Origin of the sequence: Rhodoferax sp., assembly GCF_028688795.1 — a bacterium.
Taxonomy (GTDB): Bacteria; Pseudomonadota; Gammaproteobacteria; order Burkholderiales; family Burkholderiaceae_C; genus Rhodoferax.
The window spans coordinates 81,295-102,133 of record NZ_JAQTXM010000010.1; the positions used below are offsets into that span (position 1 = coordinate 81,295).

Annotated in this window: 24 protein-coding genes; 6 read left to right on the top strand and 18 right to left on the bottom strand. The window is 56.8% G+C overall.

Annotated elements, in window-relative coordinates; all coding sequences use genetic code 11:
- Positions 1–116 precede the first annotated feature (116 nt).
- Both PHQ58_RS09460 and PHQ58_RS09465 read left to right on the top strand, forming a co-directional pair.
- Entirely contained in the window at positions 117–812 is a 696-nt protein-coding gene (locus PHQ58_RS09460) for a Bax inhibitor-1/YccA family protein (protein WP_300110315.1), read from the top strand.
- 111 nt (positions 813–923) lie between these two features.
- The gene (locus tag PHQ58_RS09465; RefSeq protein WP_300110318.1) at positions 924–1,280 is read left to right on the top strand and encodes a hypothetical protein; all 357 of its coding nucleotides are present in this window, start codon (positions 924–926) and stop codon (positions 1,278–1,280) included.
- Positions 1,281–1,315: 35 nt separating this feature from the next.
- On the opposite strand, the gene rlmD is transcribed toward PHQ58_RS09465, so the two are convergent.
- The 15 genes from rlmD to cydP all read right to left on the bottom strand — a co-directional run bounded on the left by rlmD (position 1,316) and on the right by cydP (position 14,139).
- Positions 1,316–2,758 carry a 23S rRNA (uracil(1939)-C(5))-methyltransferase RlmD gene (gene rlmD / locus PHQ58_RS09470; protein WP_300110321.1) on the bottom strand — a complete coding sequence of 481 codons (1,443 nt, stop codon included), beginning with the start codon at positions 2,756–2,758 and terminating at the stop codon, positions 1,316–1,318.
- A gap of 55 nt (positions 2,759–2,813) precedes the next feature.
- Positions 2,814–3,641, bottom strand: a complete 828-nt coding sequence (locus PHQ58_RS09475) for a peptidoglycan DD-metalloendopeptidase family protein (RefSeq protein WP_300110324.1) — start codon at positions 3,639–3,641, stop codon at positions 2,814–2,816.
- Positions 3,642–3,651: 10 nt separating this feature from the next.
- Positions 3,652–4,434, bottom strand: coding sequence for a protein-L-isoaspartate(D-aspartate) O-methyltransferase (locus tag PHQ58_RS09480; RefSeq protein WP_300110513.1), 783 nt, complete (start codon positions 4,432–4,434; stop codon positions 3,652–3,654).
- 23 nt (positions 4,435–4,457) lie between these two features.
- Complete coding sequence (surE, locus tag PHQ58_RS09485; RefSeq protein WP_300110327.1) at positions 4,458–5,231, bottom strand: 5'/3'-nucleotidase SurE; 774 nt, start codon at positions 5,229–5,231, stop codon at positions 4,458–4,460.
- Positions 5,232–5,330: 99 nt separating this feature from the next.
- Complete coding sequence (locus PHQ58_RS09490; protein ID WP_300110330.1) at positions 5,331–6,215, bottom strand: alpha/beta fold hydrolase; 885 nt, start codon at positions 6,213–6,215, stop codon at positions 5,331–5,333.
- Between the two features lie 30 nt (positions 6,216–6,245).
- The gene (gene ccoG, locus PHQ58_RS09495) at positions 6,246–7,682 is read right to left on the bottom strand and encodes a cytochrome c oxidase accessory protein CcoG (RefSeq protein ID WP_300110333.1); all 1,437 of its coding nucleotides are present in this window, start codon (positions 7,680–7,682) and stop codon (positions 6,246–6,248) included.
- A gap of 10 nt (positions 7,683–7,692) precedes the next feature.
- Positions 7,693–8,328, bottom strand: a complete 636-nt coding sequence (locus tag PHQ58_RS09500; RefSeq protein WP_300110337.1) for a hypothetical protein — start codon at positions 8,326–8,328, stop codon at positions 7,693–7,695.
- A 175-nt stretch (positions 8,329–8,503) separates the two neighbouring features.
- Positions 8,504–8,953 (bottom strand): group II truncated hemoglobin, encoded by a 450-nt coding sequence (locus PHQ58_RS09505; protein WP_300110340.1) that lies wholly within the window; start codon positions 8,951–8,953, stop codon positions 8,504–8,506.
- Positions 8,950–10,080, bottom strand: coding sequence for an FAD-dependent oxidoreductase (locus tag PHQ58_RS09510; RefSeq protein WP_300110343.1), 1,131 nt, complete (start codon positions 10,078–10,080; stop codon positions 8,950–8,952). The genes PHQ58_RS09505 and PHQ58_RS09510 overlap by 4 nt, the downstream gene beginning before the upstream one ends.
- A gap of 69 nt (positions 10,081–10,149) precedes the next feature.
- On the bottom strand, positions 10,150–10,395 hold the full coding sequence (locus PHQ58_RS09515; RefSeq protein ID WP_300110346.1) for a cyd operon YbgE family protein: 246 nt from the start codon (positions 10,393–10,395) through the stop codon (positions 10,150–10,152).
- A 47-nt stretch (positions 10,396–10,442) separates the two neighbouring features.
- The gene (gene cydX / locus PHQ58_RS09520; RefSeq protein WP_300110350.1) at positions 10,443–10,559 is read right to left on the bottom strand and encodes a cytochrome bd-I oxidase subunit CydX; all 117 of its coding nucleotides are present in this window, start codon (positions 10,557–10,559) and stop codon (positions 10,443–10,445) included.
- A gap of 20 nt (positions 10,560–10,579) precedes the next feature.
- Positions 10,580–11,206: a ubiquinol-cytochrome c reductase iron-sulfur subunit gene (gene petA, locus PHQ58_RS09525; RefSeq protein ID WP_300110353.1), complete on the bottom strand. Its 627-nt coding sequence runs from the start codon at positions 11,204–11,206 to the stop codon at positions 10,580–10,582.
- A gap of 32 nt (positions 11,207–11,238) precedes the next feature.
- A complete protein-coding gene (gene cydB, locus PHQ58_RS09530) occupies positions 11,239–12,375 on the bottom strand; it encodes a cytochrome d ubiquinol oxidase subunit II (protein ID WP_300110356.1) in 1,137 nt (378 codons plus the stop codon).
- Positions 12,376–12,385: 10 nt separating this feature from the next.
- Positions 12,386–13,960, bottom strand: coding sequence for a cytochrome ubiquinol oxidase subunit I (locus PHQ58_RS09535; protein ID WP_300110359.1), 1,575 nt, complete (start codon positions 13,958–13,960; stop codon positions 12,386–12,388).
- Positions 13,957–14,139, bottom strand: coding sequence for a cytochrome oxidase putative small subunit CydP (gene cydP / locus PHQ58_RS09540; protein WP_300110362.1), 183 nt, complete (start codon positions 14,137–14,139; stop codon positions 13,957–13,959). Before cydP ends, PHQ58_RS09535 begins: the two co-directional genes overlap by 4 nt.
- Before the next feature lie 228 nt (positions 14,140–14,367).
- Between cydP and PHQ58_RS09545 the strand changes: the two genes are divergently transcribed.
- Positions 14,368–15,768, top strand: a complete 1,401-nt coding sequence (locus PHQ58_RS09545) for a sigma-54-dependent Fis family transcriptional regulator (protein ID WP_300110516.1) — start codon at positions 14,368–14,370, stop codon at positions 15,766–15,768.
- Positions 15,769–15,862: 94 nt separating this feature from the next.
- On the opposite strand, the gene PHQ58_RS09550 is transcribed toward PHQ58_RS09545, so the two are convergent.
- A complete protein-coding gene (locus PHQ58_RS09550; RefSeq protein ID WP_300110365.1) occupies positions 15,863–16,210 on the bottom strand; it encodes a carboxymuconolactone decarboxylase family protein in 348 nt (115 codons plus the stop codon).
- Between the two features lie 22 nt (positions 16,211–16,232).
- Positions 16,233–16,958 (bottom strand): hypothetical protein, encoded by a 726-nt coding sequence (locus PHQ58_RS09555; RefSeq protein ID WP_300110367.1) that lies wholly within the window; start codon positions 16,956–16,958, stop codon positions 16,233–16,235.
- A 166-nt stretch (positions 16,959–17,124) separates the two neighbouring features.
- On the opposite strand from PHQ58_RS09555, the gene PHQ58_RS09560 reads away from it, so the two are divergent.
- Positions 17,125–17,667: a TlpA disulfide reductase family protein gene (locus PHQ58_RS09560; RefSeq protein WP_300110370.1), complete on the top strand. Its 543-nt coding sequence runs from the start codon at positions 17,125–17,127 to the stop codon at positions 17,665–17,667.
- A 60-nt stretch (positions 17,668–17,727) separates the two neighbouring features.
- A complete protein-coding gene (locus PHQ58_RS09565) occupies positions 17,728–18,180 on the top strand; it encodes a hypothetical protein (RefSeq protein ID WP_300110373.1) in 453 nt (150 codons plus the stop codon).
- Between the two features lie 484 nt (positions 18,181–18,664).
- On the opposite strand, the gene PHQ58_RS09570 is transcribed toward PHQ58_RS09565, so the two are convergent.
- Positions 18,665–19,576 carry a LysR family transcriptional regulator gene (locus PHQ58_RS09570; RefSeq protein WP_300110376.1) on the bottom strand — a complete coding sequence of 304 codons (912 nt, stop codon included), beginning with the start codon at positions 19,574–19,576 and terminating at the stop codon, positions 18,665–18,667.
- Between the two features lie 175 nt (positions 19,577–19,751).
- Here PHQ58_RS09570 and PHQ58_RS09575 point away from each other — a divergent pair, with 175 nt between their 5' ends.
- Complete coding sequence (locus tag PHQ58_RS09575) at positions 19,752–20,642, top strand: DMT family transporter (RefSeq protein ID WP_300110379.1); 891 nt, start codon at positions 19,752–19,754, stop codon at positions 20,640–20,642.
- Positions 20,643–20,839 lie beyond the last annotated feature (197 nt).

Genomic DNA, 20,839 nt, shown 5'->3' on the forward strand with positions numbered 1-20,839 from the left:
GTTACAAGTATCCTCACAATTAGTAGGAGCCGGCCAAGTGGGGTTTCTTGACGAATGTCTATTCGCCCTAAAATCGCGATCACTGATCAATTAACCCCTGCAAAAGGAGTCAAACAATGACCAATCGAATTCAATCCATTAACCCAGGCTATGGTTCTGGCGCAATGATGCAAGAGCGCAACAAGGTTCTGCGCAACACCTACTGGTTACTGGCCATGAGTTTGGTGCCCACCGTGCTGGGCGCTTGGCTTGGCGTGGCAACTGGCATCACGCAGTCCTTGTCAGGCGGTATTGGCCTGGTTGTTTTTCTGGGCGGCGCGTTCGGGTTCATGTACGCCATTGAAAAGACCAAGAATTCGGCCGCTGGCGTGCCGGTGTTGCTGGGATTCACCTTTTTCATGGGCTTGATGCTCTCGCGCATGATCGCGATGGTGTTGGGTTTCAAAAATGGCCCCGACCTGATCATGACGGCATTCGGCGGCACCGCTGGCGTGTTCCTTGTCATGGCGAGCCTGTCCAGCGTCATCAAACGTGACTTGTCTGGCATGGGTAAGTGGTTGTTTGTGGGTGCACTGGCTATTGTTGTGGGTGGCGTGATCAACGTTTTTGTGGGCTCTACCGCGGGCATGATGGCTATTTCGGTGGCCGCCATCGGCGTTTTCAGCGCTTACATGCTGTATGACCTGAAACGCATCGTGGACGGTGGTGAAACCAACTACATCAGCGCCACCTTGGCCCTGTATCTTGACATCATCAATGTGTTCCAGAGCCTGCTGGCTTTGCTGGGCATTTTTGGCGGCGAACGCGATTGAGGGTTTACCTCAATCCTTTGAAAAAGGGCCCTAATGGGCCTTTTTTCTTGCATCAGACAGCCGTTGTTTCAAGCTCATAATTTGCCTGTCGGTTTTACCAGAATCCCTACCATGCCCATGTCCAAACGCCTGCTGATTGTTCTTGCAGCCCTGCTGCTGTCAGCCTGCGACTTGTTAGGCTTGGGGCCAGACCCCAGAATTGCGCAAAAAGAAGCAGATGCTAAGGCTATTGGCGGTGCGTGTCGGCACGGCCTGCGCAGCATTGAAGACTGCTACACCCTGAACAAGGGCATTGCCAAGGCAGCTATCTTTACTGGCTGGCGCGAAATGGACGAGTACATGCGCGAAAACAAGATTGAAGGCATTCGCGCAGAAATTCAACCCCAGCCTCCGGCAACTGCACCGACTGCCCCAGTTGAAGAAGTCATTCAGGAAGCCAAGCCCAAGGCCAAAGCTGCTGCGCATTAGCGCTGGCTGCCGAATCATGCGGCGCCGACGCGCGTTTACGACGCGAGTTCAAACACCGCCATGCTCTCCACATGCGCAGTGTGGGGAAACATGTTGATGACACCCGCGGCCGTGCAACGGTAACCCGCCTGGTGCACTAACAGGCCTGCGTCCCTGGCCAAGGTGGCCGGATTACAACTGACATACACAATGCGTTGGGGAGGTGTCCAATTTAGGGCGCCTGGCGTTGCAGGATGGTCCGCAAGCCCAAGCTTTTGCTGATGCAGATCTGCCAACGCCCCTACCAGCGCAAACGCCCCTTCACGCGGCGGGTCGACCAGCCACTTGTCAGACACACCGTCCTGAATGAGCACATCGGGCGTCATTTCAAACAAATTTCTCGCTACAAAATAAGTAGCTGCTAGCGCTTTACTCATAAGGGCTACAGCCTTATTTTTCATATAATTTTCACGCGAACGAGCTACCAGCGCCTCGCTGCCTTCAATACCCAGCACCTCACGCGCCTGCGTCGCAATAGGCAAGGTGAAGTTGCCAAGACCACAAAACCAGTCAATCACCCGTTCATGCGGCTTGGCGTCTAGCAAGCGAAGTGCCCGCGACACCAGCACGCGGTTGATCTGCGGGTTCACCTGTGTGAAATCGGTCGGCTTGAACGGCATGCGAATACCAAACTCTGGCAATGCGTAGCCAAGTTCTTCGCCGCCTTCATCGAGCAAACAGACCGTCTCTGGCCCTTTGGACTGCAACCACCATTGCACACTTGGATTCTCCAGGGCAAAGGTTCGCAGGCGCGCCAAATCAGCAGCACTGAGGGGCTCAAGGTGGCGCAGCACCAGCGCTGTCACCTCGTCACCACACGCCAACTCAATCTGCGGACAAGTTTCAACCGCTTCCAGCGACGCAATCAACGCCCGTAACGGCATCAACATGGCACTGACAAACGGCGGCAACACCGGGCACACCTTCATGTCGGCCACATAGCGACTTTTGCGCTCATGAAAGCCGACCAACACTTCGCCCTTTTTACGCACAAAACGCACCGACAAGCGTGCCCGATAGCGATAGCCCCATGACGGGCCTTCGATGGGGCGCAGCATCATCTCGGGCTTGACTTTGCCCAAATGCCACAGACTGTCCTCAAGCGCACGTTGCTTAACGGCGATCTGTGCGCCGGGGTGCAAATGCTGCATCTTGCAGCCACCACAGGCGCCGATGTGCAGACCAAAATGTGGGCACAGAGGCTCTACGCGCTGTGAGGACTCACGGTGCACCGCAGTCAGCGTGCCTCGCTCCCAGTTGTGTTTGGTTCGGTTGATGTTGGCGCTAACGTACTCAAATGGCAGCGCACCATCGATGAACACCACCTTGCCATCAGGCTTGTGAGCCACCCCCTGGGCCTCAAGGTCAAGCGATTCAACAAACAGTGCCTCAGCGGGTACGCCAGCCGGCGTGGCTGCCTTTTCAGAAGATTCAGTCATTCAATCAGATTTCAAAAAAAGCCCGCCATTGTGGTCGGGCGGGGCGCAGCACGAGTTAACGAACCGGCAGGTACTTGGCTGGGTCGACAGGTTTGCCTTGGCGGCGGACCTCAAAATGCAGCTTGACGCGGTCAGCGTCGCTGCTGCCCATTTCAGCAATTTTCTGTCCCTTGAGCACGGCCTGGTCCTCTTTAACCAACAGCGCACGGTTGTGTGCGTACGCCGTCAAAAAAACGTTGTCGTGCTTGAGAATGATCAAATTGCCATAGCCACGCAAACCGGCACCGACATAAACCACGCGCCCATCTGCCGCAGCCAACACCGGGTCACCCGCCGCGCCGCCAATATCCAGGCCCTTGTTTTTTACGTCATCAAAGCCTGCCAGCACCGCACCATTGGCAGGCCATATCCAGTCAATGTCGCCTTCTGCAGCAACAGGCTTGGCGGCGCTGGCCGGTGTACTGGCTGCCACAGCGGCTGGGCCTGCAACGGTCTCGGTCACCACAGGTTTGCTCACCGGTTTGACCACGACACCTGATTCCACTGGGGGAACGACCCTCAGCACTTGTCCGACTTCAATTCGGTTTGGATTCTCAACATTGCTCCAGCGCGCGATGTCTTGCGGGTTCTGACCGTTTTCTATTGCGATACGCCGCAAGGTGTCACCTGGTTTGACGGTGTAATACCCAGGCCGACCCGCATTCTCGAAACCCTGAGGCTGCTTTACAGGCGCGACATCAGCACCTACCGCGCCTGTGCCATTGGTGGAAGTTCGGGCCCGATCCTCGACAGGCGCACGGTTCAAGCTGTTGCTGCTGCAACCTGCCAACATCAGCATCGCTGCGACCAGACACAAACCCAACCATTGATTCAATCTATTCATGTAATCCCCATCATGCAACACCCGATTTTAGGGGAACGAAGTGCACCGCCTCCATAACTGTCTGGCGTAAGCCCTGAGCCGTCTTGTCGATCACCACCAACGCCTGTCGCGCCGGGCTCGCGGCACCGGATGAGACCGGCGCTACCAAACGCCCCCCAACTGCCAACTGGTCAATCCAGGCCTGCGGCACCGCTTCACCGCCTGCTGCCGCAATGATGCCCGCATAGGGCGCGCCCTTGGCGTAGCCCACCATGCCGTCACCAAACAGCAGGTGCACATTGGCTAAACGCAAAGGCCGCAGGTTGTCACGCGCCTTGTCATGCAGACCACGCAAGCGCTCAATTGAGTACACCTCGTTGCATAACAGGCTGAGCACCGCCGCCTGATAACCGCAACCGGTGCCAACTTCGAGCACCCGGCCCATGCGCCCCGGATTTCCCAGACGCAACAGCGCCAACATTCGCGACACCACCCCTGGTTTTGAAATGGTTTGCCCAAGACCAATCGGCAAGCTGGTGTCTTCATAGGCCTGATTCACCAGCGCCGTATCCACAAATCGATGGCGCTCAATGCTGCCCATGGCCTGCAACACCATGGCATCTTCGATGCCCTGCTGCGCCAACTTGGCCACCATGCTGCGGCGCACAGCGCTTGAGTCCATGCCCAACCCTTGCGCAGGATACAGCGCACGTGCATGCGCCAGGGCTTGCGCTTGCGCCGGCGCAGGCCGCACCGGTACCGCGCCGGCACGCGGCAAATCCAGCCGCGCCGGGAACCCTGGCCTAAGCTTGATGCCCGCAGGCTTGTGCTGCGTCATCAGGCAGACTTGATGGGATTGCCGAGTTTTGACGCTGTTTGCGCCCAGTAACTCAAGTGATCGTGGTCTGTCAGATCTACCTTGAGTGGCGTCATAGCGACGTGACCCTGTGCTGTGGCATGAAAATCAGTGCCTTCTGCATCATCTTTGGCAGGGCCTGCTGCACCAATCCAATACATGGTTTCACCGCGTGGGCTTTGCTGGGTAATGACTGGCTCAGCGGCGTGACGGCGCCCCAGTCGGCACAGCTTGACGTGTTTCAGTTGGTCCAAAGGCAAATTGGGAATATTCACGTTCAACAACCAGGGTGTGGCACCAATCAGGTTTTGCTCAAACATTTGTAGCACCAATTCACGCGCCTTGGCTGCTGCGGCATCTAGGTGAAGCCAATTTCGCTCCACCTGCGAAAAAGCAATCGACGGCACGCCAAACAAAAAACCCTCCATCGCCGCTCCCACCGTGCCGGAATAGATGGTGTCGTCGCCCATGTTGGCGCCGTTGTTGATGCCTGACAACACCAGATCAGGTCGGTAATCCAGCAAACCCGTCAGGGCGATGTGAACGCAATCGGCGGGGGTGCCATTCACATACCTGAAGCCGTTGGCAACCCGTTGCACATACAGAGGCGTATGCAGGGTGAGTGCATTGGATTTGGCGCTGTTGTTGTGCTCTGGTGCCACCACCTCGACCTCAGCCACATCCTTCAGCGCCTCATACAGCGCAACCACGCCTGGTGCCTGGAACCCATCGTCATTTGAAATCAAAATTTTCATGCTGCCACCTGTTATTGATTGAATTGTAGGGGCCCCTGTCACAGCGGCAATCGACATTGCCCGGACAATTTTCACCCTGAAGCACCACTTTTTGGCCTGTCAATCTGGGACAACTGGCACGTGGAGTTGCTCGGTCAAAAACAGCAACAACTCAGACGGCTCGGCGGACAGCGCCTCACTGGGGTCATGCCGTCCTGCCACAGGCAGCAATTGCACCCTGCCCTCAAGGCCAGCGGCCGACAAACGCCGGGCGTCCTCAAACGGTACCAGGTCGTCATCCCACCCATGCACCAACAATACCGGACAACGCACTTGCCCTATGCTGCGGATGGGCGCAATGTCATCAAACTTGGCACCAATCACGTGTTGCACATAGCGCATCACATACCACCCCACGCCAAAGTAAGGAATGTGGTGGCTGGCCAACAGGCGGCGCATCACCTCAAAGGGATGCGCAAAGGCACTGATGCTGACCACCGCGCGAATGTCATCGCGCCGCGTGGCGCTCAGCAAGGCTGCGCCAGCGCCTACCGAATGCCCAATCACAGCCAGCCGACTGGCATCCACCTGTGGCTGTTGGGCCAGCCAATCCAGCCCCGCTTCGATGTCTTGTGCAAAACGTGGCAACGACGTAAAGGCTTCATCACCACTGGCACCATGGCAACGCGCATCCAGCACAAACACCGCAAAACCGGCACCCGACAAGGGCACCACTGAGGGCAGCATCATGCTTGCGTTGGCACCCCAGCCGTGCATCACCAAAACCGCAGGTGCTGGTGATACGCCTGGTGCAGGCACAAACCACGCAAAAAGAGTTTTGCCATTGGGGCCAGGAATGTAAACCGGGAGCGCTGACAAACCCAGCGACTCGGGCGACATTTGCGCAGCAATCCGAGGCGCCCGCAAACCCTTCAAAATAAAAAAATGGGCGGCCATTCGTGCCGCCCAAACCCCAACCAAGCTGAAAGTAAACGTCAACAGCATGGCAGAGGTGGTGTGAATTCCATTTGAAAGTTACTGTGGAATCATGAAGGTTGATTTTTCGTCCAGACGGCCTGGGCTGTCCAAGGACTCAATGACAAAGTGAATCGGGTGCGTGCCAGGCGCGGCGGCTTCGGGAGGTGCTTGCACACGCAGTGCCATCGTGCCAGCCTGAGTCGATGCAAGGCTGATCGTGTCATCTGAGGTAATCAAAAGCCCAGGCAAACCGCTCACTGAAATCTTATAGCGCTGGGATGATTCCGTGGCGTTCATGACCTGAATGCGGTAGACGTTCTCCACCTTGCCAGCATCCACCACGCGAGCCATCACGCCACGGTCACGAACCAGATTGGCCTTAAACGGTGTACGCATCGCCAAGCTGACAAAAATGGCCACCACAATCCCAAGCAATATGGTGGTGTAAACCAGTACCCGAGGCCGCATCACGCGTTTCACGGTCTGCTCTTTGGTCCAGTGGTTGTTCATGGCATTTTCGGTCGAGTACTTGACCAAGCCACGCGGGTAACCCACCTTGTCCATCACCGTGTCACACACGTCAGCGCAGGCACCGCAGCCAATACATTCGTACTGCAAGCCGTTGCGAATATCAATGCCCGTGGGACAAACTTGCACACATAAACTGCAATCCACACAAGCACCCAGGTTCAGAACGGACAAATCAGCCTTCTTGGAGCGTGGGCCGCGTGGCTCGCCGCGCTCTGCGTCATAGGTCACGATCAGGGTGTCTTTGTCGAACATGGCGCTTTGGAAGCGTGCATAAGGGCACATGTGTTTGCAAACCTGCTCACGCATGAAGCCAGCATTGCCGTACGTGGCGAACGCATAAAAGAAGACCCAGAAAAATTCCCAGGCCGCCAGCTTGCCACCCAAAAATGCATCGGCCATGTCCCGCATCGGCACAAAGTAACCCACAAACGTGAAACCGGTCCAGAAAGCAAACGCAATCCACAAAAATTGTTTACCCGCCTTGCGAGCGAACTTCTCTGCAGTCATGGGGCCTTCGTCACGGCGGATACGTGCAGAGCGGTCACCTTCGAGCTTCTTTTCTATCCATAAAAAGATTTCGGTGTAAACCGTTTGTGGACAGGCATAGCCACACCACAAGCGTCCCGCCACGGCCGTAAACAAAAACAGCGACAAAGCAGCAATGATCATCAAACCAGTGAGGTAAATGAAGTCTTGCGGGTACAGCACCAAGCCAAAAATATAGAAGCGGCGCACGCTCAAATCAAACAGCACCGCCTGACGCTGGCCCCACTCGATCCACGGCAAGCCATAGAAAATGATTTGTGTGACCCACACCATGATCCAGCGCCAATTGGAGAACACCCCGGACACGCTGCGTGGGTAAATCTTTTGATGCGATGCATACAGAGAGACGAGCTCTTCGTCAGGCGCCGCAACGGCAATGGGTATTACCTTTTTGGGTTCTTTGTTTTCAGTGGTCATCAGGGATTCCTCAGAAGGTAGAGACAAGTAATTTTTTTTGAGACAGCGCCGCCATGTGCGCCAGGAACTCATCGCGCGTCAGGCTGGCAAAAAACGGATGCCAGCGGCGCTGCTCCAGTACCGTGCTGACTGCGCGCGCGCGCTGCTCATGGCCGGCGAACAGCAATGTTTCGTCTGGCAAGGTAAATATCCGTTGGGTCACACTGTCCCACAAGGCTTCAGGTGCTGCTGGATGCGGCTGGTGCGGACAGGCTGCGACCGCCAGCAGGCCACCGCAAAACAGCCGATCGCGCCACCCGAAACTCAAACAAGTTGGTGTATGGCCCGGCGTGGGCAGAACCCGCACCAACTCACCACCAAACGGCAACACGGCACCCTCATTCAAGCGTAATGCATCCAACATGTCACCCTGAACAAATGGCGCACCCAAACGTGCCAGCTTTGTGCGCTCATCGGGCTGCAAGGCATCATGCTGGTGGGTGCGCAACACCCAGCGCAAACGCAGATCGCGCTCGGCCAGTAGCGCCAAGAGGACGGGCATGTCACACGCGTGCGGGTCAACCAATACTGCTTCACGGGCATCCTGGTCAGCCAGCAAATAAGTCAACTCACCGCTGGCCTCGTTGTGCAAGATACGGAAGTACACGTTAGCGACTCCGCAACGGATGCTTGATTTCGACAATTTTGGGGGCATTCATCATGGCAGTTTTCCTCAATTTGATTGTTATCAATCAAGATCCATGCCAAATGTGCAGATAAATCCTTATTCTAATAAATTCATAGAGTTATAGAAAAATAATGCCCCCTACAGTCTGCCTCCCTCAAGCAGAACTGCCAATATTGGCAGCAGTTGACATGCCATGTTGGCAGTCCTGACTGCTGTCGGTGTTGACCATGTGGTCAGCCATCTGGGTGAACGTGCCAATCAGCCAGGATTGAAAAGCTGCATCAGGCACCTGCTCAGTGATCGCTTGCGTCATGCACAGCATCCATTCGTCCCGCATGGTTTGGCTGACCGCGTAAGGCGCGTGGCGCATGCGCAGGCGCGGGTGGCCTTTTTTCTCCATGTAAAGCGGCGGGCCACCCAACCAGCCTGACAAAAATTCAAACAGGCTTTGGCCGCTACCGTCCAGCGTGGCCGGGTGCATTTGGCGCACACCATAGGCCTCTGGCAACTCATCCATCAACTCATAAAACCGATGCACCAGGCGCTTGATGCCGGCTTCACCACCCAAAACCTCGTAAGGCGCCATTGCTGTCGTTGAATTCATTTGTACTTCCTCAGGTAAGCGCCCTCAAACCCCCGCTTGACCCAATGGAGCAGGCGCGAAGAAGGCAAAATAATTTGACGCTTTTGGTTGCGAAACACCATAGTGCCATGGTCAATGGCATCAATGATGCAGATCAGTTCAATCTTGAAGGTGGCCTGCGGGGTGCGCCCATTCAAGCCATCGAGCAAGTTGACGGCTGCAGCAGCGGCCTGTAGGTCAGCCATGTGCGCCTGCTTGGGCATCCAATCCGGACCCGGAAAACTACCCGAGTCGCCCACGACGTACACATGTGGCGAGCCCTCAACCCGGCATTGCGCGTCAGCCTTCAACAAGCCACCGGGTGAACGTGCCAGATCGGTCTGATCAAACCACAAATTGCCGGTCATTCCTGGCATGAAGAGGATCAAATCTGCTGCGAACTCCCCCCCCTCAGTCACCACCCTGTCCGCCTCAAAGCGCACCATCTTGTGGCCCAGATGGGTACGAATGCCCCGCCGCGCCATCTCAATGAGCAAATGCTTGACAGCTTTGGGCCCCAGGCGGTTACCCGGCTCATTAGAAGGGTTGAAAAATATCAACTCGAACTTGTCGCGCCGCCCCTCGCGCTTGAGTTGCTCGTCAATACCAAACAAAAACTCAAACATCGGACCACCGCGCACGGCACTGGGCTCATTGGGGTTGCCGGCAAAACCAATGGCAATCGTGCCGCCCGTCATCGCTTTCAGCCGATCACGAATCTTCTCGGCAGCAGCAATGCCCTCACAAGGCGTGATGGCGTGCTCGATACCGGGCAACTTTTTGATGAAACGACCACCTGACGCAATCACCAAAGCATCGTTACGCACCTCACCGGCCGTTGAATCGACACATCTGCCCCCTTCACGCAGGCCTGTCACTTCAGCGGCTACGTGCTTGACACGCATACGGGTAAAAAAATTGGCTAGGGGAACAACCAATTGTTCACGGCGACGCAATCCACTGGGAATCCAGATGATGCCCGGCAGGTAATGCAATTCCGCACGTGGCGCGATCAGGGTGATCTCGGCCTGCGCGTCTCGTTGGCGAAGCTCGCGCACAGCCGACAGGGCGCCAAATCCTGAGCCGATGACGGTAATTTGATAAGGCATGTCTCGTTGGTTTCTTTCAATTGATTCATTCATTTCCAATGCGGGACGCCTGTCATCAGCCCTGCGCAATCATGAAAAACGTAACCAGGCTGCCAAAAGTAGCGCACCCAAGCAAGCCCAGCCCGAAAAAAGCCAGCGCCACAGTACAAACCGCGGCTTAAATCCCACGCCATTGACCAAGCCCGCACTCATGGCCCAAAAAACAGCCGATGCAAAACCATGGTCCACAACACCGCCCTGCCCCGCAAACATGAACGGGTAAATGCTGCCACCCAACATGATGGCCAGCGCCACGGCCAGACTTAAAGGCCGCATGGGTGATACAGCGGGTTTTGTTGCAGAGTCTTCAAACACCGCGACACTCAATCGTTCTTGCCACGAGAGTCTTCCCGCGCCTCCTGGGTTTCGCCCCACATGGCGTTCAAAATGGCCAGTAACACCGCAAAACCCACACCCAATACCCAAGTGAAATACCACATGTCAATTCCTTCGTGTGCGGTCAAGCCGCGTTGTCTTCACCAATGAGCAACCGGCCCTCAGCCAGATACTGGTGTGGCGGCACCTCAAGATTGGTGGGTGCCGGTTTGTTTTTGAACACGCGGCCCGCCAAATCAAAGGTGGAACCGTGGCACGGGCAAAAAAATCCGCCTTTCCAATCGGCCCCCACACTGGGGTTTGCCGAGCCTGTAGCCACCGCATTGGGCGAACAGCCAAGGTGCGTACAAATGCCCACCGCCACAAAGTACTCGGGTTTGATGGATCGGTGCGTGTTCTGCGCATAAGCAGGCTGCTGGGATGTGACGACTGACGCCGGATCCACCAACTGGTCGTCCTGCGCGGCCAGACCCGCCAGCATCTCAGGCGTGCGCCGCATGACCCACACCGGCTCGCCGCGCCACTCGACGGTTTTCACCGCGCCCGGGGCAATGTCTGAAATGTCTGCTTCTACCGCTGCACCAGCGGCCTTGGCGCGCTCACTGGGTGCAAAACTGGACACCAGCGGCAGGGCCACAGCGGCCGCCGCTACGCCCGCCGCAGCAGCGGTGAGCAGAACCATCTGGCGGCGCTCAGCGTCATGGTCGCTGGCGTTGGCCGCCAAGGCATCAAAAGTGACAGAAGCAGTCATTAGGAACTCCAAAAAATATCGAAAGGTGCGACTCAATAGGCCGCATGGTCATGCTCTTGCACATAAGCCGCAGTCACCTTGCCGCGCATCACGCTGTAGGCCCATGAGGTGTAAATAATGATCAAAGGCATAAAAATCATGGTGGCCCAGAACATGATGCCCAATGTCAGATGGCTTGATACGCTGTCCCACACGGTCAGGCTGGCTGAGGGCATGCTGCTTGAAGGCATCACAAACGGGAACATGGATGCACCCGCCGTGCCGATCACCCCCACCACGGCCAGCGATGACGCCACAAAAGCAGTGAGCGTTTTGCGCAGCACCAGCAGCAGCGCTGCGCTCAGAGCACCCAGCACGCCCAACGCAGGCAAAGCCCACATCAGCGGTTGGTGGGCGTAGTTGGCCATCCAGGCGCCGGCTTCACGCACCACGGTCTTGTTCAATGGGTCAGGCAGATCAGAAGGGTTAATCACCGAGGTGATGCGGTAGCCGTCTATCGCTTGCAGCCAGACACCCGCCGCCACAAACGCCAGCACCATCACCACGGCGGCACCAATAGCACCCTTGATGGCCCGAGCCTGGATGACGCCCTCCGTACGGTGGGCCAAATAGCTGCCACCCTGCAAGGTGATCATGGCGCTGCTCACCACACCTACCAGCAAGGCAAACGGGTTGAGCAGCTGCCAGAAACTGCCGGTGTAGGTCGACACCAAATAAGCATCAAACTGAAATGGCACACCCTGCAGCAAATTGCCAAAAGCCACGCCAAAGATCACGGGTGGCACAAAGCCGCCGATGAACAAGCCCCAGTCCCACACGCTGCGCCAAGTGCTGTTGTGGATTTTGCTGCGGTAGTCAAACCCCACCGGCCTGAAAAACAGCGCCCACAACACCAGCAGCATGGCCCAGTAAAACCCACTGAATGCCGTGGCATAGACCAATGGCCAGGCGGCAAAAATGGCACCACCGCCGGTGATGAACCACACCTGGTTGCCGTCCCAGTGCGGTCCCACGGTGTTGATCACCACACGGCGTTCCAGGTCGCTCTTGCCCACAAAAGGCAGTAAAGTGCCCACGCCCATGTCGTGACCGTCCATGATGGCAAAACCCACCAGCAGCACACCCACCAGCACCCACCAAATGATTTTTAGCGTTGAATAGTCAAACATGATGTGCCTTTCAAGCGTGTGCGGGTACAGAGGATGAGTTGCTCTCGCTTTGATAGCGTCCAGTACCCAGACTGCCTGGGCCCATGCGGGCAAACTTCACCATCAAAAACATCTCGACCACCAGCAGCACGGTGTAAAACCCGATAAAGCCCGCCAATGAGCCATACAGGCTATTGACGCTCAGGGTGGACACTGACATGTGGGTTGGCAGCACACCATAAATCGTCCAGGGCTGGCGGCCGTACTCCGCCACAAACCAGCCCAACTCACAGGCAATCCAGGGCGCAGGCAGCATCCACAGCGCGGCTTTCAGCAACCATGGTTTTTGCATGAAGTTTGATTTGAGCGTGCTGTAAAACGCCAGGCCAAACAGTAGCAACATGGCAAACCCCAAGCCCACCATGATGCGGAAACCCCAAAACAAGGGCGTGACGCGTGGCACCGTGTCATTCACGGCTTTTTCAATGACCTCGGGGGTGGCCTGGCGCACATCGACCACGTATTTTTTCAGCAGCAGACCAAAGCCCAAGTCGGCCTTGTGTTGTTCAAATACCTGCTTGGCTACGGCATCGCTTCGGTTGGCACGCAAGGCTTCGAGCGCTGTCACCGCCACGATGCCGTTGACGATTCGCTCACGGTTTTTCGCCTTGATGTCGTGAATGCCAGGAATTTCTTTGGAGATGGAACGTGTGCCGATCAAGCCCATGACCCAAGGGATTTCAATTTCCCAGTCGTTCTTTTGTTCGGCTTCGTTGATACCCGCCACCAGCGTCAGCCCAGCCGGTGCCGGCTTGGTTTCCCACATGGCTTCCATGGCGGCCAGCTTGGTTTGCTGCGCTTCACCCACGGTGTAGCCGGATTCGTCACCCAGGACGATCACGCTCAGTACAGAGGCCAGGCCAAAGGCGGCGGCGACGCGAAAACTACGCTTGGCAAAAGCCACATCGCGCTTTTTCAGCAAATACCAACTTGAAATCGACATCACAAACATGGCCCCGGTGGTGTAACCAGCGGACACCGTGTGCACAAACTTGGCCTGGGCATCGGGGTTGAACAATACAGCCCAAAAGTCTGTCATTTCCATGCGCATGGTCTGGTAGCTGAACTCGGCACCCACTGGGTTTTGCATCCAGCCGTTGGCGATCAATATCCACAGCGCGCTCAGGTTGGTGCCCACCGCCATCAACACCGTCACCAGCAAATGCTGCGGCCGTGACAACCTGTCCCAGCCAAAAAAGAACAGGCCGATCATGGTCGACTCAAGAAAAAACGCCATCAGCCCTTCAATGGCCAGCGGTGCCCCAAAAATGTCGCCCACATAATGCGAGTAATACGCCCAGTTGGTTCCAAACTGAAATTCCAGCGTGATGCCTGTGGTCACGCCCAAGGCAAAGTTGATACCAAACAACTTGCCCCAGAAACGTGTCATGTCTTTCCAGACCACGTTGCCCGTAATCACGTAAACACTCTCCATGATCACCAGCAACCACACCATGCCAATGGTGAGCGGCACAAACAAAAAGTGGTAGAGCGCAGTGGCCGCAAATTGCAGCCTTGACAAGTCAACCAGTTGGTCAGAAATCATTTGTTATCTCCTTCGATTGACACAGAACCTTGAACCAGCGCCTGCGCGGCCATGCCTGAGGCATCCACCGTGACCCGCTGATCCCTTACAAAACCCCACCACAGTCCAAACAACAGCACCAGCTTGATGACCAGCACCACGCCCAAGCGCTTCACCAGCAATTGGTCAGCGGGCATCATGACAAGGCACAGTGCAAAGGGACATAACCAGTGTTATCAATATCCGTGCCAAACTGAAAATAGAAAAAATTCATTTGATTTCAACACCTTACAAATTTCCACGCAGTGAATGAAACCGCCACGTCACAGGGTTGCTGACATATATGGCAGTGCTGTCAGCATTTTTGGCATACAGTCTGCGACAGCTTCATTTGAAAAAGGTTCAGCTTGAAACCGCTTCCAGAACTCATGTCATTTGTGGAAGGCCTGCCAGAGCCACACATCTTGTTTGACACCCAATACCGCATCCTGGCGGCCAATGCTGCCTACCGGCGCCAGTTCAGCCCGGATCGCAGCGTGGTCGGGCGCACCTGTTACGAGGTCTCGCACCGCTTCAGCGTGCCATGCGACCAGGCCGGTGAATCCTGCCCACTGGCGCGCTCGCGTGAATCAGGCCAGCGTGAACGCGTGCTGCACCTGCACCACACGTCCAAAGGTGAGGAATACGTCAACATTGAACTTGCGCCCCTGCTCGATGCCAGCGGCCAGCAGGCTTTCTACGTTGAGAAAATGGAGTCTATGCGGGTGGCACAAGGACAAGCCACCGCTCAGGGACTGATTGGCCGCAGCCCGGCGTTTGTGCACATGCTGAGTCTGGTGGCGCGGGTGGCACCCTCCATGGCCACGGTATTGCTGCTGGGCGAATCCGGCACCGGCAAAGAACTGGTCGCGCGGGCCGTGCACGAGGCCAGCAATCGCGCAAACCGTGCCCTGGTGCCGGTAGATTGTTCAAGCCTGCCTGAGAACCTGTTTGAATCCGAGCTGTTTGGCCATGAGCGCGGGGCGTTTACCGGCGCCAACACAGCGCGTGGCGGTTTGGTGGAGGCAGCCAGTGGCGGCACGCTGTTTCTGGATGAAGTGGGCGACATCCCGCTCACCATGCAAGTCAAGCTGCTGCGCCTGCTAGAAACCGGCACTTACCGGCGCGTGGGCAGCACCGAGCAACGCCATGCCGACATCCGCGTGGTGTCAGCCACTCACCGCGACCTGGACCAGATGGTGGCCCAGGGGCGCTTTCGTGAAGACCTGTATTACCGCCTGAGCACGTTCCCGATCCGCCTGCCCGCGCTGCGTGAGCGCGACAGTGACATTGCCTTGCTAGCCAATGCCCTGCTGGCGCGTGTAGCGCCCCAACGAAAATTGGCACTAAGCGAAGGTGCAGTGCAGCTGCTGCAAGCGCAAGACTACCCTGGCAATGTGCGTGAACTGCGCAACCTGCTGGAGCGCTCGGCCTTGCTGTGTGACGGCGACACGCTAGAGACCATCCACGTGACGCAAGCGCTGCAATCAGGCCGGCGCAATGCGCCAAACATGGCCAACGGTTACGCGCCCGCGGGGTCGAACATTCACGGCGTGGCCTATACCAATGCAGCGCCAGCTAACGCGATCATTTCTTCGCTGAAGCCTGGGCAACTGTCGCTGCCCGCCGCCAGCCCTGGAGCCTTGGCGAGTGTGGCGCAGGCCGCGTTGTTGGACATGGCACTGGCCCACACCGGCAGCCGAGCAGAGCTTGCCGCACAGTTGGGTATCAGCGAGCGTTCGCTATACCGCAAGCTCAAAGCGCTCAACTTCAACCGCAATTTAGATTGAAACTGAGACTGCAATTGCAGTTTTAAATGCTACTTAATAAATAGCTACTAACGCTTATTTTAAAATGGCTACAGGCTATATTGCCATATAAAACTCAAGCCGATGCAATGACATCAAAAGCGGCCAACGCCTCAGCTACCAGCATCAGCCCCGGGCCACCGCCCATGTAAACGCACACGCCCATCGCTTCTTCAAGTTCGGCGCGGGTGCAGCCCAAGCGGTGCAGCGCCTTGATGTGAAACGCGATACAGCCCGAGCAGTGCTGCGTGATGCCAATGGAAAGGGCAATCAATTCCTTGTGTTTGGCGCTGACCACGCCCTCAGCCATGGCAGCCTTGGCCATTTGGCCAAAACCCAGCATGGTTTCACTTTGTGATTTGCGAAAAGGCCCCAGGTTTTCATTGATGCTTTTCATCAAACCGATGGAATCAAACGTGCTCATAGCGCTCCTTGTGTGGAAAAAATTAACCAAATTTGGCAAACAACTTGCTGTACGGCCCCTTCAGCTTAGACGCAGCCTCCTTGGCGGCGGCCGTGTCCTGGTTCAATAAAGCCGCTTCCAGGTTGGCAACCGACTGGATCACCGCCTTAAGCAGGCTCGTGAACTCCTCATTTGACTGCAACTCCTTTGAGGACTGCTCATCAAGTTGGCGCGCCAGATAACTCAAAGTGCCTGCCTGCGCCGTCAAAAGCTGCAGCCCCTTGGGCTTGGCCAGGGTGTCGCTACCATGGACCATGATGACCTCCATCTGGCCGTGGTACGCGTTCATGTGGTCACTGAACACCACCACATTGTTACGTTGGCGCATGTCAGCCATGACCTCACGGGCGTGTTCCAGGGTGTTGTGGGCATCGGCAAGTTGGTTGGCATTGACCTCTGCCAAAGCCTTGGTGTAGACCTTGGCGACCTCGGCCACCGAGGCTGCAAACGCCTGATCACGATCGTAGGGAGCCGCTGGTTTGGCACCAAACTGGGTGCTGAGTTTGTCCCAGGCTTGTTGCGCCTGGGTCACCGCCTGCTGGGCTTCCGGCTGTGACTTGCCGTTGGTCTTGTACAAGGCCATGCGGTATGGCCCATTGGCGACCTGCATGGCGTCTGTCACGGGGTCAGCCGCGTGGGCCAACGCACCAAACGACAGCGCGAGTGCCAAACTGATGGTTTTCAAAGGGCGGTTGATGCGTGTGGTCATGGTCAAAATCTTTGTGTTGTTGAGGCCTTGAGTTTGTGACTGCCAAGTCAACACCGGGTAATCCAAGGTGCAAGTATTGTAAAGATAAGCCTTATCTGATTTATGAAGCAGACGGTTATGTTGCGGACAGCGACAAGGCCCAATGCGTGGCCAGTAAGATACGGCCATGAACCCCACGCGCCGACGCTTCACCACCAGTTTGCCTGTCCTTGGCGCCATGATGTTGGGCGCGCGCCATGGCGGTTTGTTGGCGCAAACCACACCTGCGGCCATGGAAGCGGTGGCCCCACCACTGCCCGTGGTAGGCACCACGCTGACCTTGCCCGAAGTGGCCCTGTTTGACGGCACCGTTTTCAAGCCAGAGCAAGCTAAGGGCCGCATCACCCTGATTTATTGGTGGGCTAGCACGTGCCCGTTTTGTGCACTGCAAAGCCCAGAGATGCAAAAGCTGTGGCAAGCCCAGCAAGCCCACGGCCTGCGCATGCTGGCGCTTTCCGTGGACAAAAAGCCTGCCGACGCCGTGGCTTACCTGCAGAAAAAAGGCTATACCTTTCCTGCGGCGTGGGTCACGCCTGACATACACAAAGTGCTTCCCAAACCGCGGGGTTTGCCGGTCACCTTGGTGCTTGGGCGTGATGGGCGTGTGTTGCAAGCCGAAAGAGGCCAGATGTTCCCAGAGGATGTGGCACAACTTGCCAGTTGGCTGTAATCCCTTGTGCTATTTTTCATTAGCTACTAACCCCATACAAACCAGCTGCGCTTAACCGCCATGACACACAAGAACGCTGCACTGCCGAGCTCGTTTTCACAGCAAATCAACGGCAACTTCATTGGCATGCTGCACTGGTCGCAGCTTGATGACTTGTGGCTCAAGGTGCGCACCCAGCCGCAGGGCTGGTACGCCAGCCAGGTCGGTGAAGCAGCGCCACTACAGCCCATGACTACCGTTGCGCTCAATCAGTTCATTGACGAAGTTGATGCGCTGTTGCGGCATGAGCACCAGCACAACTACTGCGGCATCGTCTATGCCGACAGTCCCGAGCAGCCGGCTTTCATCAAAATCTACGACCCGCACCACCTTGGTTCATTCTGTAGCCATGGCGGTGCCGTCATCCAACCGCGCTGGGTGTTGTCACGCGTTCAGCCTGAGCGCTTTGAAGAAGATGTGCCCCTGCCCGGCTCGCGCCAGAGCTGGTGGCAGCGCATGTTTGCCAGCCGCTGAAGTCAGTCGTCGGGGAGCCCTACACAAACCGGACAACCGCGCAAAATAGGCATCAGCCATCTAAACGGCCATTGGGGCTCAAGCCACACCCAAAGCCGATAGCCGGGATACATCAGCAAGAAGAACAGCAGAGCATCGAGCCTGCCACCGAAATTCTGCGTCCACAAAAGGGAAAGCAAACCACCGTCCCCATAAAGAGGGCGGCAAACAGGAGCTTGAGAACCCGATTCGGCTTAAAAATTGACGCATTGGCATACCAAAATTTTCAATGCCGCAGGTTACAGGGCGTTGCTAAAAATCAGTTCCTGGTCACTCTCACCCAAATACCAAGGTCTGCCGGAACGAATGCTTGGTGTTGAGCTGCAAAAGACTTTGCCGGAAAAACTGGCTCAGTTGCCAAATCCGCTCGACAGCGCCAGGTTAACTAATTTTGATAGCTGCTTGCGCTTTATTAATAAGGGATAGAGGGTCATTTTATATAAATTTATTGCGCCAGTCCAGCCACCACAAAATCAATCCACACGCGCAGCTTCGCGGGCAGATACCGGTTTGGCGGGTACAGCAGCCAGGCGGTGCCGGCGTAGTCGGTCAGGTGCGCCCAGTCGGGCAGCACGCACACCAGTTGGCCACTGGCCAGGGCCGCTGCGGCGGTGAATTCGGGCAGGCTGGCCATGCCCAAATGACTCGAAGCACCATCGAGGCGCATTTCACTGTGGTTGACCACATAGCGGCCACTAACGCGCACAGTGGCCATGTCACCGTCTTTTTGAAAGCGCCAATGACGGTCACGCTCGTCTTCGCCCAGGTACAGGCAACTGTGCTGCACCAGCTCACGCGGGTGCAAAGGCGTGCCATGCGCGGCCAAATAGGCGGGGCTGGCGCACACGAGGTGGCGAATTGGCATCAAGGGCCGGCCCGCCAGCCCGGGCGGTGGCGCGTTGGTGATGCGAATGGCCAAGTCGATGGCTTCCTCAAACACATCGACCGTGCGGTCGGTGACGATGAGCTGTACATCCACCTCGGGGTAACGCGCCAAAAAAGTCGGCATCAACGGGTGAATCACCTGCCGACCAAAAGCCTTGGGCATGCTGATGCGCACCAGCCCGCTGGGTGTGGCGCTTTGGGTGTCGCTGAGCGCCATCACCTCACGTACCGCAACCACCAGCGCCTGGCAACGCGGCAAAGCGGCAAGGCCCGCCTCGGTTAAACGCAGCTTGCGGGTGGTGCGCTCCAGCAGGCGCACACGCAGCAAGCCTTCGAGCCGGGCCACTTGGCGGCTGACAGCGGATGGGGTCAAGCCCAGTTGCCGCGCAGCTTCTGAAAAACTGGCCGATTCAGCAACACGGGCAAATACGGCCATGTCGGCCAGGTTTTCAAGCGGTTGATTGATGCTCATGACGCACTGGTTATGTTCTAAATGATGTGATTATCACGGCATACGAATTAATCTACCATGCGCATAGGACTCAGCCCATGCAGGGCATCGCCACCATTCCTTGGCATAGCGCGCCTGATCCGCCATCCAGTGCGCCTGAACTCTTGAACCAATACGCCAACACGCCATTTGCACCATGACCACCCTCACCCTGAACCAACCCAAACACCTGCTGCGCCTGTCTGACCTCACCCTGCTGGCAGTGGTCATGGTTTGGGGCACCAGCTACGGCGTGGCCAAAGGCGCGCTCAACTTCTACCCGGTACTGGGTTTTTTGGCGGTACGTTTTGGCATCACCTTCGCCCTGCTGCTGCCCACATTACTTTGCGCGCCATGGCCGCAGCAACGCGACGCCCTGCGCACCGGCCTGCCGCTGGGTGCCTTAATGTTGGGAATTTTCTTGTGCGAAACCTTTGGTGTGGCACACACCCAGGCCAGCAATGCGGCGTTTTTGATCAGCCTGTGTGTCGTGTTCACGCCGTTTGCCGAATGGTGGCTGATGGGCCGCCGCCCGGCGCAGGCCATGTTTGTGTTTGCTGGCGTCTCGCTGCTGGGCGCGGCGCTACTCAGCGGAGGTTGGTCGGGTAGCCTGGGTTGGGGCGATGGACTGATGCTGGCTGCGGCCGTGCTGCGCGCCATCACGGTGTGCAAAACCAGCCAACTCACGCGCCACAGCAGCGCGTCAAGCCTGGCGCTGACCGCTGTGCAAGCCGGTGTGATTACCGCAGGTTGTGTGCTGCTGACACTGTTGACCGCAGACAGCTTGCCCGCGCTGCCCACCGAACCCGCCTTCTGGCAAGCCACGACCTACCTCGTGCTCGGCTGCACCGTGTTTGCCTTCTTTGCGCAAAACTGGGCCTTGAAGCACAGCGCGCCCAGCCGTGTGGCTTTGCTGACCAGCAGCGAGCCGGCTTTTGGCGCGCTGTTTGCAGTGCTTTGGCTGAATGAATCCTTGAGCGTGGTCGGCTGGATCGGTGGTGCATTGATCGTCTTGGCCGCGACGTGGACAACGCTGCGCCGCCCCTAGAAAGAATAAAAGCGAAGCCTGCGACGGCTCTGGCGAGGGCTACGACCGTCATTTATATGCTATTTTTTATGTAGCTACTTGCGCTTTATTTAAAAAACCTGCAAGCCATTTTTATATAAATTTATGGCACAAATCAGGACCATGTGAAAGCAGCAGCGCAGCTGCCTCAAGCTCACAATGACCAATATTTCAATAAC

Coding starts and splice junctions, on each gene's coding strand:
- PHQ58_RS09545 (WP_300110516.1), top strand. CDS start 14,368: ATGTCATTTGTGGAAGGCCTGCCAGAGCCACACATCTTGTTTGACACC.
- ccoG (WP_300110333.1), bottom strand. CDS start 7,682: ATGACCACTGAAAACAAAGAACCCAAAAAGGTAATACCCATTGCCGTT.
- cydP (WP_300110362.1), bottom strand. CDS start 14,139: ATGATGCCCGCTGACCAATTGCTGGTGAAGCGCTTGGGCGTGGTGCTG.
- rlmD (WP_300110321.1), bottom strand. CDS start 2,758: ATGACTGAATCTTCTGAAAAGGCAGCCACGCCGGCTGGCGTACCCGCT.
- cydB (WP_300110356.1), bottom strand. CDS start 12,375: ATGTTTGACTATTCAACGCTAAAAATCATTTGGTGGGTGCTGGTGGGT.
- PHQ58_RS09460 (WP_300110315.1), top strand. CDS start 117: ATGACCAATCGAATTCAATCCATTAACCCAGGCTATGGTTCTGGCGCA.
- PHQ58_RS09565 (WP_300110373.1), top strand. CDS start 17,728: ATGACACACAAGAACGCTGCACTGCCGAGCTCGTTTTCACAGCAAATC.
- surE (WP_300110327.1), bottom strand. CDS start 5,231: ATGAAAATTTTGATTTCAAATGACGATGGGTTCCAGGCACCAGGCGTG.
- PHQ58_RS09550 (WP_300110365.1), bottom strand. CDS start 16,210: ATGAGCACGTTTGATTCCATCGGTTTGATGAAAAGCATCAATGAAAAC.
- PHQ58_RS09510 (WP_300110343.1), bottom strand. CDS start 10,080: ATGCCTTATCAAATTACCGTCATCGGCTCAGGATTTGGCGCCCTGTCG.
- PHQ58_RS09515 (WP_300110346.1), bottom strand. CDS start 10,395: ATGCGGCCTTTAAGTCTGGCCGTGGCGCTGGCCATCATGTTGGGTGGC.
- PHQ58_RS09475 (WP_300110324.1), bottom strand. CDS start 3,641: ATGAATAGATTGAATCAATGGTTGGGTTTGTGTCTGGTCGCAGCGATG.
- petA (WP_300110353.1), bottom strand. CDS start 11,206: ATGACTGCTTCTGTCACTTTTGATGCCTTGGCGGCCAACGCCAGCGAC.
- PHQ58_RS09535 (WP_300110359.1), bottom strand. CDS start 13,960: ATGATTTCTGACCAACTGGTTGACTTGTCAAGGCTGCAATTTGCGGCC.
- PHQ58_RS09465 (WP_300110318.1), top strand. CDS start 924: ATGCCCATGTCCAAACGCCTGCTGATTGTTCTTGCAGCCCTGCTGCTG.
- PHQ58_RS09570 (WP_300110376.1), bottom strand. CDS start 19,576: ATGAGCATCAATCAACCGCTTGAAAACCTGGCCGACATGGCCGTATTT.
- PHQ58_RS09560 (WP_300110370.1), top strand. CDS start 17,125: ATGAACCCCACGCGCCGACGCTTCACCACCAGTTTGCCTGTCCTTGGC.
- cydX (WP_300110350.1), bottom strand. CDS start 10,559: ATGTGGTATTTCACTTGGGTATTGGGTGTGGGTTTTGCGGTGTTACTG.
- PHQ58_RS09490 (WP_300110330.1), bottom strand. CDS start 6,215: ATGCTGTTGACGTTTACTTTCAGCTTGGTTGGGGTTTGGGCGGCACGA.
- PHQ58_RS09575 (WP_300110379.1), top strand. CDS start 19,752: ATGACCACCCTCACCCTGAACCAACCCAAACACCTGCTGCGCCTGTCT.
- PHQ58_RS09505 (WP_300110340.1), bottom strand. CDS start 8,953: ATGAATTCAACGACAGCAATGGCGCCTTACGAGGTTTTGGGTGGTGAA.
- PHQ58_RS09555 (WP_300110367.1), bottom strand. CDS start 16,958: ATGACCACACGCATCAACCGCCCTTTGAAAACCATCAGTTTGGCACTC.